Here is a 13,590-nt window from a genome sequence, read left to right as displayed (position 1 = left end):
ACGAAAGTGGCGCCGCACCATCCCCGAATTAGTCAAAACTCTTACGACGGTCAACGTTGCTGGCCATGGGCGGGGCCGGCTAGGTCCCGACGGCTGGCGAGCACCTTCTTTATCGCTGACAGCGGGTTGGGGAGTGCTAGTTTGCATTGAGAGCAATTCCCCTGCCGAACGTCTTGGTAGCCGAGTCCGCAGTATCGGCAGGTCGCCTCAAGTTCGGTTCGCAACGCTTCTTGTAGGGCCTGCATGATGCCGATGTTGGCAATATCGGCGTCCACGATGTTCTCCGCTGCGTAGCTCATGACCAAGGCGTCACCGTGTTTCAGTCCTTCGGTGAGGATGGCCTGTCGCTCCGGGTCGTTGCGGACCCACGCCATTACGGCACTGAGTAGCACCGGGTTATCGCCGTGCCGCCACCGCCGCACGAGCGTGTCTCGGTTAAGGAAGAGCGCGAGGTGGGCTGCAAGGAACCGATTTCGGGTGGGTACTGTCGTGTCCGACGCCGCAATTTCGGCATGGCGGCTCGCTTGTGGCCTGTGCTCGGCGGGAGCCTGCGCAAGGGCAAGCTGTGCTTGTCGTGCGAGCAGATAGCTTGTCTCGAACAACGTGCCTAGCCAGTCGATTGTTGCTGAGACGTCGACCCTTTCCCAGCGTGTCAGCCGGAATGAAGGCAGGTCGTGATCGAGCCCGATGCGAAGGTCCTGCGTTATCGTGAGCTCCGCCAATCGCGCAGCGGCTTCCGAGGAGAGCGTGTCTTTGTCGATACCGCCGCACTGGACGACGAATGCCATCATCCGTGTGAGGTTAGCCGAATCCGCAGCGATGGCTCTCTCTAATGCTCCAGCCTCTAGTGTCATAAAGGCAAGGCCGCTGACGAGCATCCCAAGGTTTTCCAAACGGCGCCGCTCCACTGGCTTCAGGTTGCGCGGCGTTCCCAACTCCTGCGCCTGCTGAAGTAGCCATTGACGGGCCGCACGGCTGCGTCCGACCCAGTCTCCCATGCCTTTCATGTCGTACCGCGAGCCGCGTTTACTGGGTACGTATCCCCGCAAGGCCAACACCGCTTGTATTTTCTCGAAAGTGGTATGAGCGCAGCGGCGATAGGCGACTTCTTCGATGCGCTTGGCGATATCAGGCTTCCCGGTAGGAAGGCGGACTGCTGCTCCAAGGACGACCTCAGAGAAGGCGACCTTGTGCGGACTGGTTGTGCCGAGGTCGAGAACCCCTTCCTCGTTGACGTACGGCTGATCGGAGTCATCGACGGGGGGTACAGACATCGCCACCGAGAGGCACGCGGAGAACGCCTGCGGCTCGTTCCACCGGTGCGCCAGCAGCGCCTCCCACGTGGGCAGGTGGTCGGGCGGCACCACTCGCCGCACAAGTGTCCGTATCTGCTCGCTAGACCCTGGAGGGGAGGGAACACGCGCGACTGCTTCGACGATGTCCATCGCGCGCTCCTCGTGTGTGGCCGCTTTCCCTCCCAACTTTGCTATGAGGGCCGCGGTGGCTCGCTCCGGTGCATCCTCTCCACCGGGAATGCCGCGGGCCAGGGCTAGCAGCAGGTCGACGTCGTCGTTTTGGTCGACCACGTCAGCAAGTGGGATAAGCAGGTCCGGTTCGAGCGAAACTGCTAGAGACAGAATCTGCGTCATCGACGGATCAGCTGCGGCCTGGAGCAGCAGATCACGGCGCACGGGCTCGGGTGACTCGGCGAGATGACGGGCGGCAGATACCTCAATGACGTTGCGGGCCTGCGGATCGATTCCACCGTTGTCGTCCCGGACGAGCACGCCCGCTTCGTCCCAGAAGTCAAGGCAACCGCCGGAGAGGGCGCGTGCTACCCCCGGCACCAGGCCGTGTTCGGTTCGGAACCGACGCGCAAGCAGGTGGACGACGCTTCTCTCCGACGGTGGAGACGCCCTCGTGACGCTCTCCCAGCCGACTATGGCCAAGGCGTCGATGAGCGCCTCCTCGATTTGGTGGGAGGGCAGCGCCGGCATGCCGACCCCCCGGCGGCCGGTCCGACGCTCCCAGTCGTGCGCCACCCGCCGGATCACCGCGTCCATCAGCGCAGCCGCACCAGCATGTTTCGCCGACTTCCCGTGCCCAGCCGTCTCGAGCGCTAGAGCCGTGACAAGCAGCGGCGTCTCCCCCAGGTAAGGCGCCTCCCGTAGGCGGCCGTCGATCTCCCGCAGGCGGTCCTCAACCCATTCGCCGTCGCGGCCGGCGCGGCGCGCGATCGCCCGAACGATCGGTTCGCTGATCGCCCGTGGCCAGACCGGAGGCAGCACGGTCGCTTCCCGCCAGCCGAGCACAGCCGCGGAGGCATAGGCACTGGTCCGAGTCGCCAGCAGCACATCGCAGTCAGGGTGCAGTTCAGTCAGGAGGCGACGGACCCAACGGACAACCTCACGCCGGTGTTCGCGCGTCTCGTCAAGCGAATCCAGACACAGCAGCAACCAACCCTCGTCGGCCGCCCGGTGGATTGCCTCTATCAACAGTCCACGATCCGCCGGTTCAACCACCTCGGCGGCGATCGCCGCGAGTTGCACCAGTGGGTGTCGCTCGGCGACGAGGTCTGGCAAATAGGAACTGCCCGGATCGCCGGAGCGAAGCAGGGACCGGAGGTCCACCGGGACGGGCAGGGTCCACCGGCGTTCCGCCTCCTGCCGCACGATCTCTCGCAAGGCCGTGGATTTCCCCGATCCCGGGGCACCGAGCAGCAGGACCCGCCCGTAGCGCCGGAAGAAGATCTCGAGATCCACCCGGTCGCTATCTCCGTCGGAGGGCCGGACATCGCAACAGACGGAGGCGTCGATAAGCGGCAGGTCCGCGCCGAAGGCGAGTAAATCGATCCCGCTGGAACCTCCGATGCGCTGGTAGTACCGGTCGATCGCGGCACGCTCCGCGACCCTGCGCGCCGAGGCGCTCGCGGCTGAATCACTGACTAGGTCGAACGGCGGGCGGCCGAGACGGTCAATCCACTGATCGAGGTCCAGCCCCGTGCGGAGCGATGCGGATCGGCGATGAGCCTTTGCCAACTCCGAGGCGGCGGCCTCACCCTGCCCGGCAGCCACCACGTTGCCGTCCAAGAGAGCGGCAGCGACCGGCGGACCGCCGCGCCGAGCGTGCCATGGAAAGGTCGCGACTGATGCGCGGGCAAGCACTGCATCCCGAACTTCGGGCGTGACCTGCGACAAGGCGTCGGTCAGCTTGGCTAGTGCCTTGTGTTCGCTCGGGGAAGGTAGGCCGGCGTGACAATCCCGCCTACGGTCCAGGGCACCGGCGAGATGCTCGATCTCGTCATCAACGGTCGCCGCGAGCGCCACCATCGGTGCGCGACCACCAGGATCCGCCGTGACCTGCTCCACCCACTGATCGATCACCTTGCGCAGCGGGCTACCGCCCGCCGTCGTCAGCTTCAGCGACTTCTTCAGCTGAAGTAGGACCCGCCGCCCATCGGTGAAGGTGACCTCGAGGTCGTCCACCGCCTCGTCGACCTCCGCCCGGATCACACACGGCAACCCATGCGTTCGCTCATCCCCGCTCACCTTGATGCTCATCCCGCGGAGACCGTGAGCGGCGACGTAGGCGGCATAGTCCGCGCGGAAGTCGCCACCCAGCTCGTTCTCGGCGCCCCCAAGCGGGCCCCGGCCTGCAACTCCGGTCGGCATGGCGCAATGATGCAGCACGATTGCGGCGTCAGTCGACAGGCGATCAGCCCGCTCCAAACACCACTCCGGCGGCACTTCTGAGGAGGTCATGCCCGTCTTGCTGCCACCAACAGCGGCGCTTTTACTCCAAGCCCCACAAGTCAGACATCGTCACGACTTTGCCGGGGCCCTGGCACCAGAACGGCCTGGGTCCTGGGCGGCAACCGCCGCAGCGCGGCCAGAACCAGCTGCCGCTCCTCCACCTGCGCGTACGCGTCCGGCGTTGGCGCGGTGTCGACGGTCAGCAGCGGCACCTCCAACGGACGCCGCCGACGCCGCCAGGAGATCGCCGTGTTGACCATCGCCCGGCGCACGTAGACCTCCGGCGCGTCCCTGCGCAGCACCCGACCCCAGCGCTGATGGGCTGAGGTTGACGGTCATGATGTGGTGCAGCTTCACGCCCGGCCTGTTCGGCACCTCGAAGCCGTTCTCGGTGCGGATCGACGGGTTGTTCTGGTTGAAGACGTAGACCCCGCCGCCGTACAGGGTGTGGTGCCGTACCCGGTCGCCGACCTTGTAGCCGGCCCACCCCTTGACCCGGCCGTTCATCCAGTCGGCCTGCGTCGGCGGGTCGTACGGCAGCTCGTTCTGGTAGAGGATCGTGGTGCCGTGCTCGCCGTTCCAGATGGTGTTGTAGCGCTGGAAGTGCTCAACGAAGAGGCCGGTGGCGGTCACGTGGTCGCCGTTGATGACGGCGCCGTAGCGACCGGTGTTGGTACGCCAGCGGTCGGTGTCACCGTTGACGCCCTCGGTGAAGCCCTACTAGGGCCTGAGGCTTGACGGGATGGGCGGCCGCCGGTCGGCGGCCGCCCCACGCCCGGTCAGCTGGCGTACACCTCCAGTGCCGCCAGTTGCCCGGCCGGCCAGCCGGTGTTACCGGTCACGGTGACGCGTACGTAGCGAGCCTGAGCGGCGCTGAACGAGAGGCTCACCTGGTTACCCGTCGACGGGTCGAAGGTGCGCGCCGCCGAGCCGACCAGCGTGCCGAAGCTGCCGCCGTCGGTGCTGCCCGCCACGGCGAGGGTCTGGGTTCGGGTGGCCCAGGCCGGTGACGGCGGCAGCTTGAGCACCACCCGCCCGACCGTGCGCGTCGCTCCCAGGTCGACCTGCACCCACTGGGGGAAGGCGTTGTTGGCGCTCTCCCAGTAGCTGTTCGCATCGCCGTCGACCACGTTGCCCGAGCCGTAGCTCTGGACGTGGCTGCTCTCGCTGGTGGACCGGGCCCGGGCCAGGTCGGCGTTGGTCGGGGCGTCGGTGGTCACGGTGACCGCGTTCGAGGCCGTCGAGATGTTGCCGGCGGCGTCGCGCGCGGTGACGGTGAAGGTGTACGAGGTGGACGCGTTGAGCCCACTCACGGTCGCCGTGGTGCCCGTGACCGTGCTGACCACCGTGCCGCTCTGGCGCACCTGGTAGCCGGTCACGCCATTGTCGTCGGTCGACGCCGTCCAGCCCAGGGAGACACTGCTCGCCGTCCGGCCGGTCACGGTGAGGCCGCTCGGGGCGGACGGCGGGTTGTCCGTGGTGCCGCTGGCGGCGTACACCTCGACCTGGGCGAGCTGGCCCGCCGGCCAGCCGGTGTTGCCGGCGACGCTCAGCCGGATGTGGCGGGCCGCAGTGGTCGTGAGCGTGCGGGTCACGGTGTTGCCGGTCGCCGGGTCGAAGGCGAACGCGGAGGCTCCGGTGATGGTCGAGAAGGAACTGCCGTCGACGCTGCCCAGCACCGTGATGGTCTGGGTACGCGCGCCCCAACTGGCGGGCAGCCGCACGACGAGCTTGTTGACCTGGTGGCTGGCGCCGAGGTCGACCTGCCACCAGTGCGGGAACGAGCCGCTGCCGCTCTCCCAGTACGTGCCGGCGTCGGAGTCCACCGCGTTCGACGCCACGAACGGGCCGTTCTGGCTGCTCGCCGAGGTGAACCGGCCGGCGGCCAGGTTGCCACTGACCGGCGGCGGGGTGCCGAGCGTCGGCAGCGTCGGGCGTACGGCGGTGAGCGCGAGCTGTTCCTTGAGCATCCGGCCGCCATCGGCGGTGATGCGCAGGTAGTAGTCCGAGGAGCAGGCCACGCCGTCCTCGTCCAGGGCGCGGATGTTCGCGCCGGCCGGGGTGGTCGCCTGGGTCTCGGACGTCTTGGCGATCTGGTTGCCCTCGTTGTACTCGTCGAACATGGACACGTAGAGGCCCTGGGAGCCGAGCCGGACCATGTTGTAGATGTGCCGCCAGTAGAAGTCGCCGTGCTTGCGGTGCCCACCGGCCAGGTCACCGGGCATCACGCAGGGCAGGTAGTCGATGCCGCGCGCCGCGCAGTCGGCCATGTCGCCGACATTGACGTTGTTGTAGTACGAGTCGAGTTCCTCCACCGTCCTGGCCCGGTAGACCATCCACGGCGAGATCGCGTGGAACGCGTGGTAGACGTCGAGGAAGCCGGAGCGGGAGTCCTCGATGCCCTGCCGCCACCAGGTGGGCACGCCACCGATGACGTAGCAGCCCTGTGCCTTGAACCAGTTGACGACCTCCAGGCACGGCCCGGGGGCGAAGGGCCGGCTGGGTTCGCTGAAGCCGAAGCCCCAGATGCAGACGACCGGCTTGCCGTTCTGGCGGGCGTACGCGCCCGAGGCCGTGTGCGCGGACATCTTCGTCGTCCAGTCGGTCTTGATGTCCGTCTGCATGGTCAGCCAGTCGGTGACGTCGTACATGATGTAGAACTTGCGGCCGTAGCGCTCGGCCGCCGCGCGGACCTTCTGCGTCATCGCGTCGCGGGTCGGCCCCTCGTCGCCCGTCGGGTTGAACCGTTGCAGGGCGGCGGTGTCACAGCCGTACTCCTGCATCCAGCGGAAGTGGGTGTCCACGGTCTGCTGGTCGTAGGAGGAGAAGAGGGTGGCCGGCGAGCCGTTGCCGAGGTTGGGGTACGCGGTGGGATAGCTACGCGTGTACTCGCGCATGTCCGGCCAGGACACGATGGTGGTGTTGGACGGCGACGGCGGCTGGAAGCGGTCGCGGCTCCAGTGCCACCAGCCGCCGATGGGCGCGGAGTCGCCGGGAGCGCTGAACCAGCCCTGGTAGCCGACCGTCACCTTGCCGACCACGTCCCCTACCGGGCTGGCGGCATACGCGGGGCTGGCGAGGGTGGTGAGCAGCTCGGTGGTGGAGGTGGCGGCGAGGGCGGAACCCGCCAGCACGGACGTGACGAACCTGCGGCGGGAGACCGCCATGACGACCACTTCCTTCGGGACGGAAGGCATTGACGGTCATCGTGGCAGCACTGAATACCACCCCGCAAGAGTACGACTGATTGATGGAATATTCGCTCACGTAGTCGGAAGGAAGCGACCAGGATCGGATCGCGCGACGGGGGCGGAGCCACTGCGGCTCCGCCCCCGGTTGCGCTGGTTACCCAAGCGCTACGAACTCGGGTACTGCGCGATGTAGACCGGCGCGCCGACCTTCGTCATGTCGGCCGCGTCCCCGACGCCGTTGACCACGTGGTCGATCGTTCCGGCGCTGAGGTTGACGGTCATGATGTGGTGCAGCTTCACGCCCGGCCTGTTCGGCACCTCGAAGCCGTTCTCGGTGCGGATCGACGGGTTGTTCTGGTTGAAGACGTAGACCCCGCCGCCGTACAGGGTGTGGTGCCGTACCCGGTCGCCGACCTTGTAGCCGGCCCACCCCTTGACCCGGCCGTTCATCCAGTCGGCCTGCGTCGGCGGGTCGTACGGCAGCTCGTTCTGGTAGAGGATCGTGGTGCCGTGCTCGCCGTTCCAGATGGTGTTGTAGCGCTGGAAGTGCTCAACGAAGAGGCCGGTGGCGGTCACGTGGTCGCCGTTGATGACGGCGCCGTAGCGACCGGTGTTGGTACGCCAGCGGTCGGTGTCACCGTTGACGCCCTCGGTGAAGCCCTCGACGCCGTGGTCGCCGCGCCACACCCAGGTGTGGTCGATGAGCACGTTGTCGCTGTTGACCTCCAGCGCGGTGTTCGTGCGGCCGATGTGCGGGCCGCCGACCCGGAAGTACACGTCGGAGAGCGTTGTCGGGTTGGCCGCGCTGCTGGCGTTGTGCCCGTGCTGCCGACCCACCCGCAGCAGGACCGGTGACTCGACGCGGCCGGCGTCGATGGTGACGCCCGCGACGATCACGCCGGGGACGCCGGCGACGTCGAGCGGGACGGCGCCGTTGACCGCGGTGAGCGTGGCGTGCCCGATGCCGAGGACCACCGTGTTGGCGCGGCGGATCTCGATGCTGCGGGCGATGTCGTACACGCCGGGGGTGAGCAGCAGGTGCTTGCCGCGTGCGAGTTGGCTGTTGATGACGCGCACCGGGTCGGACGGCTTGGCGACGAAGAAGTCGCCGATCGGGATGGTCCGCCCCGGCGTCATGCCCTTGGCCCAGGAGACGCCCCGGCTGTCGCGCTGCGCCGCGGGCACCCGCACGTTGTAGCGGCCCTTGCCGTCGACGTACAGGTACGGCTTCTCCCGGCTCAACGGCGTGGTGTCCAGGGTGGTGTACGGCGGGTCGGGGAACGTGGCGTCGTCGGGCGCGCCCTCGACCCCGGCGAAGACCTGGTTCCACACGGCGTTGGACCAGCCGGCGACCTCGCTGTTGCGGGTAAGCCACTGCTGCTGGGACCCGTTGGTGGTGGCCGGTAGCCGCGAGTCGGCGATGAAGCCGCCGCTGGCGTACTGCGGGCCGGCGGTGCAGTAGTCCATCAGCGACAGCCCGCCGCCGCCGATGTTGAGCCGGCGCATCGACACCGCCTGGGACACCGCCCAGAAGTTCGCCGTGGCCCGGCAGTCGTCCTGACCCGCCGCGTTGATGGTGAGCGAAAGGTTGGACAGGGTGCGCCAGAAGTTGACAAGCGCGAGGCAGTTGCCGGTGCCGCCGTCGGCCAGGCAGCGGTTGTAGACCTCCAGCTTGCCGTTGACGGTGACGTCGGTGGGCGAGGCGCCCAGGCCGGACACCTCGGTGTAGTAGCCGACCTTGGCCTGCAACGGCTGCCCGGCCGTGCCGTAGGTGCCCGGCTTGAACAGGTAGGCGTGCCGCTCGGTGCCCATCTCGTTGTCGACCTGACGGGCGTGCGCCGCGTCGAGGGTTCGCTGGATCTCGCCGACCGGCGTGGCCGGGTCGAAGATCGTCACGTTGGGGCCGAAGTCGGGTGCGCCGTGTGTCGGGCGGCCGGCGGTGGCGGCGGTGCTGGTCAGGGTGACCGCGGCGGTCACCAGCAGGGCGAGCAGGAGGGTACGACGGGACGGGGTTGTCATGCGGTTCGTCCTCTCCGCTGGCCGGATCGTACTCCCGGCGCAGCTGGGGGCGGGCTGTGAGAGCGCTCTCTGATCCCGTTTGTACCCGGTGAAGCGTCCGCACGCCATGCCCGAAGCCGGGAACTTCGCCCGGACGGGTGGGAGGCGCACCCGCGCCGTGCTGCGGTCAGCGTCGTCGACAACGGGTTCGACGACGACGATGGCGGCGGCGGCGGAGGCGACGGGTAGGTGTCCGACCCCGCCAGCCGTCCGACCTCCGGGCCGCCGGTCGTGTTCGCCGGTGACATTCAGGACCGTGCCGTCCCGCGCCGACGTTCCGTCTCAGGTGCCGGTATCCGGGTCGGTCAGCGGGATCGGCAGCGCCTGCGTGGCAGCCGTGCCGCCGCCGGCCGAGTGTGCCGGCGCGGGGCGGTCGCCGGTGCGGCTGTGCAGGCGTCCGCGCCCCGCCGGTCCGGCACGCCGGGTCACCTCGACGGTCACCATCCGCACCGGCGGTGGCGGCGCGGTGAAGCGCCCGACGCCCCAGCGCACCCAGATCGGGATCCGGCCGGCGTCCGCCTCCGCCCGCAGTTTCTGCACCGTCCGGGCCCGGTCGGTGTGGTCGACCTCCACGACGACCGGCGGCCCGTCCGGGCGGGCGCACGCCACGTCGAGAACCGAGTGTCGCTCCTGCAGGGGCGGCGGCAACGGCAGGACGCTCGGCGCCCGCCGGTAGACCCGCCAGCCCTGCGCCTGCGCCCAGCCTTCCACCGACTCGATGACCCGTGCGGTGACCTCGTCGGTGGCCAGGTCGACGAAGGTCAGGTCGACCAGCCAGCGGCCCAGGTCCGCGGCCAGCCGCTCACCCTGCGCCGTGACCTCCACCGGCGCAGGATAACGCCTCGACCGACGGCGGTCGCGGTCGCGCCAAGGTGCCGGGACGCCTCAGCCGACAGCGGTCGCGGTGCCGGACGCCTCAGCCGACAGCGGTCGCGGTCGCGGCGAGGTGCAGGGTCAGCCACGCGGTGGTGGCCGTCCGTGCCGCCTCGGCGTTGACGCGGGCCAGGAAGTCGTGCCCCTCGCCGGCCAGGACCAGGTGCCCGTGCGGGGCGTCGCGGGCGGCGAGGGCCTGCGCCACCTGCGCCGACTCGCCGGCCGGCACGTTTGTGTCGTTGGCGCCGTGGATGAGCAGCACCGGCACGTCGAGCCGGTCGAGGTGGGTCATCGGTGACAGGTCCCGCAGCAGTTCCGCGTCGCGCACCGGGTCGCCGTACTTGCTGACGGCGGCGGCGGCGATCCACGGCTCGGTGCCGGCGAAGAACGTGCGGAAGTCGGAGATGCCGCACTCGGCCACCCCGGCGGCGAACAGCCCGGGGAAGTTCACCAGCACCGCGAGGACCAGGTAGCCACCGTAGGAGCGGCCCAGGCAGCCGAGCTGACCGGGCCGGGCCACGCCGCTGTCGAGCAGGAAGTCCGCGCACGCGGCCACGTCGGCGATCGCGCCGTACCGGCCGGCCAGGTTGTCGGCGGCGACGAAGGTACGGCCGAAGCCGGACGAGCCCCGCACGTTCGGCGCGAAGACCGCGACGCCCTGCGCGACGAGGGACTGGAACAGCGGGTTGTAGCAGGGCCGTTCCTGCGCCTCGGGGCCACCGTGCAGGCTGATCGCCGTCGGCCACGGCCCAGGGCCGGCCGGGCGATACAGCCAGCCGGACAGCGGCAACCCGTCGCGGGCGCGCAGGTCGACCAGTTGCGGCGCGACACCACTGCCACCGGTACGCGGGGCGCCGGTGTCCGGCCGCAGAGGACGCGTCGCGGCGGTCGCCGGGTCGACGAGCCACACCTCACGGGGCTGCACCGGCCCCTGCGCGGCGAGACAGAGCAGGTCCCCGCCGGCGGCGAAGACGGCGCCATCGAGCACCTCACCCGGGGCGGCGACGGCCCGCTGCACGCCACCGACCAGGTCGAACAGGCTCACCTCGCTGCGCCCGCCATAGGTGTTCCAGAGCAGTGCGGCGCGGCAGCGGTCGGTGCTCACCGCGACGTGCTCCAGCTCGGCGTCCGGTCGCCCGGCGAGCCGCACCGGCACGCGCTCCGCTCGCGTCAGGTCGACCCGCACCAGCGCGGCCAGTTCGGAGAACGCGTCGGTACGGGCCAGCACGCTCGTCCCGTCCGGGCCGAACCAGCCCTGGTCGGTGCTGCCCCGGCCGGTGTCCGGCAGCAGCCGCCGCCGGACGCCGGTCGCCACGTCGAGCAGTTCCAACCAGCGGGCGTTGCGCGGGCCACGGCGCAGCAGCGCGGCCCCGGCATCCGGGGTGACGTCCAACAGGGTGAGCAGGTCGTCCTCGACCAGCACCCGCCGGTGCCCGGTGCCGGCGTCGATCAGCACGGCCGCGCCCCGCTCGGCGGTCTCGGTGACCACCATCAGCGCGCAGCCGGGCAGCCACCCGGACAGGGACGCGCTGCGGCGGCCGAAGCCGGCGACCTGCCGGCGGCGCGTACCGTCCGGGCGCAGCACCCACAGCTCGGTGCGGGGCGCGCCGCCGGGCGCGACGACGCAGGCCAGCCACCGCCCGTCCGGCGACCAACTCACCGCCAGCACCGGCTCGTCCCCGGTGGGCACCACGACGGCTTCGGCGGCGCCGACGTCGCGGATCCAGACGCCGGGCGTCCCGGCCCGGTCGGACAGGAACGCCACCCGCCGGCCGTCCGGCGAGGGCGCGGGTGCGAAGTCCGCGCCGACGGGCGGCGGCGACACCGGCAGCCGACCGGTCGGGCGGCTCCGACGACTGGTGCGCAACGCCTCGGTCCGTACGCTCATCTAAACCCCGATCCGCTGCAACCAGAGCTCCAGCAGCCCGAGCTGCCAGAGCGCGTTCGAACCCAACGTGGTCCGCCGGGCGTTCGGCGCGTCCAGCAACTCCTCCAGGTAGTCCTTGCGGAACAGGCCCCGCTCGCGTGCCGGCCGCGCGGTCAACGCGTCCCGGACGTCGTCGAGCAGCGGGCCGGAGAGGTGCCGGATCGCGGGCACCGGGAAGTAGCCCTTCGGGCGGTCGATCACCTCGTCCGGGACGATGCCCCGGCTCGCCGCCTTCAGCACGCCCTTGCCGCCGTGCGCCAGCTTCAACGCCGGAGGGCAGGCGGCGGCCAGCTCGACCACCTCGTGGTCGAGGAACGGCACCCGCGCCTCCAACCCCCAGGCCATCGTCATGTTGTCCACCCGCTTCACCGGGTCGTCGACCAGCATCACCAGGCTGTCCTGGCGCAGCGCCGCGTCCAGCGCGGTGTCCGCGCCCGGCGCGGCGAAGTGCGCGGTGACGAACTCCAGGCTCGCGTCGTGGTCGAGCATCCACTCCGGTGCCAGGTGCCCGCCGAGCTCGTCGTGGCGGCGGTCGAAGAACACCCGGGCGTACGCCTCGACGGCGTCGGCGCGGGCCACGTTGGCGATCGGCGGGTACCAGTCGTAGCCGGCGAAGATCTCGTCGGCGCCCTGGCCGGACTGCACCACCGTGATCCGCTGCGACACCTCCTCGGAGAGCAGGTGGAACGCGACGCAGTCGTGGCTGACCATCGGCTCGCTCATCGCCCCGATGGCGGCGTGCACGGCCGGCACGAACCGGTCCCCGCCGATACGGATCTGCTGGTGGTCGGTGCCGAACTCGCGGGCCACCAGGTCGGAGTAGTGGAACTCGTCGCCGCTCTCCCCCGCCTTCGCCTCGAACCCGATGCTGAAGGTGGCCAGCCCTTCCTGACCCTGCTCGGCCAGTAGGGCGACGATCAGGCTGGAGTCGATGCCGCCGGAGAGCAGCACCCCGACCGGCACGTCGGCGACCATCCGGCGGCGTACGGCGGTGCGCAGCGCCGACATGATCCGCTCCTGCCACTCGCCTGTGGACATCGGCGGCGCGGCCGCGCGGGTGAACTCCGGCCGCCAGTAGACGGTGTCGGTGCTGCGGCCGTCGCCGGTGATCACGCGTACGGTGGCCGGGGGCAGTTTGCGGACGCCGGCCAGGATGGTGCGCGGCGGCGGCACCACCGAGTGGAAGCTCATGTAGTGGTGCAGCGCCACCGGGTCGATGTCGGTGTCCACGTCACCGGCGGCGAGCAGCGCCGGCAGGGTCGAGGCGAAGCGGACCCGGCCCGGCCTCTCGGCGAGATAGAGCGGCTTGATGCCGAGCCGGTCGCGGGCCAGCACCAGGGTGGACGTGGTCAGGTCGACCAGGGCGAAGGCGAACATCCCGTAGAACCGTTCCACGCACGCGGTCCCCCACCGGTGGTACGCCTTGAGGATCACCTCGGTGTCCGAGGTGGACCGGAAGGAGTAGCCGGCGGCGGTCAGCTCGTCGCGCAGTTCCCGGTAGTTGTAGATGCAGCCGTTGAATACCAGGGCCAGGCCCAGCTCGGAGTCGACCATCGGTTGGGCGCCGGTGTCGGACAGGTCGATGATGCGCAGCCGGCGGTGCACGAGCGCCGCCGGCCCGTGCCGCCACCGGCCTTCGCCGTCCGGGCCCCGGGAGGCGAGGGCGGGGAGCATCCGCTCGACGGCCGCCATGTCCGGGGGCGCCCCGTCGAGGCGGAACTCGCCTCCGATACCGCACATGGCACTCACCTCTCATCGGCTCGGTCGCTCGGGCCGCTGACCGGTCCAG

The 13,590-nt window shown here is 70.0% G+C and carries 6 protein-coding genes and 1 pseudogene; all 7 read right to left on the bottom strand.

The genetic code is table 11. The features are described 5' to 3' along the window. Positions 1–50 precede the first annotated feature (50 nt). Positions 51–3,761: an NACHT domain-containing protein gene (locus ABZ808_RS03075; protein WP_357000134.1), complete on the bottom strand. Its 3,711-nt coding sequence runs from the start codon at positions 3,759–3,761 to the stop codon at positions 51–53. A 312-nt stretch (positions 3,762–4,073) separates the two neighbouring features. After that, positions 4,074–4,466 (bottom strand): annotated as a pseudogene (locus tag ABZ808_RS03070) (adenylyl cyclase); the annotation flags it as partial. 65 nt (positions 4,467–4,531) lie between these two features. Further along, a complete protein-coding gene (locus ABZ808_RS03065) occupies positions 4,532–6,919 on the bottom strand; it encodes a discoidin domain-containing protein (RefSeq protein WP_357002708.1) in 2,388 nt (795 codons plus the stop codon). Positions 6,920–7,108: 189 nt separating this feature from the next. After that, positions 7,109–8,962 (bottom strand): adenylyl cyclase, encoded by a 1,854-nt coding sequence (locus tag ABZ808_RS03060; protein ID WP_357000131.1) that lies wholly within the window; start codon positions 8,960–8,962, stop codon positions 7,109–7,111. A gap of 321 nt (positions 8,963–9,283) precedes the next feature. Further along, positions 9,284–9,826, bottom strand: coding sequence for a hypothetical protein (locus ABZ808_RS03055; protein WP_357000128.1), 543 nt, complete (start codon positions 9,824–9,826; stop codon positions 9,284–9,286). A gap of 91 nt (positions 9,827–9,917) precedes the next feature. Continuing rightward, positions 9,918–11,762, bottom strand: coding sequence for a prolyl oligopeptidase family serine peptidase (locus ABZ808_RS03050; RefSeq protein WP_357000125.1), 1,845 nt, complete (start codon positions 11,760–11,762; stop codon positions 9,918–9,920). Further along, positions 11,763–13,541 (bottom strand): N-acetylglutaminylglutamine amidotransferase, encoded by a 1,779-nt coding sequence (locus tag ABZ808_RS03045; RefSeq protein ID WP_357000122.1) that lies wholly within the window; start codon positions 13,539–13,541, stop codon positions 11,763–11,765. Between the last annotated feature and the right edge of the window lie 49 nt (positions 13,542–13,590).

This window comes from Micromonospora sp. NPDC047527 (genome assembly GCF_040643015.1).
In the GTDB taxonomy this organism is placed as follows: domain Bacteria; phylum Actinomycetota; class Actinomycetes; order Mycobacteriales; family Micromonosporaceae; genus Micromonospora.
The sequence above is the reverse complement of the archived record's forward strand: the minus strand, read 5'-3'. Positions and strand labels throughout refer to the sequence as shown.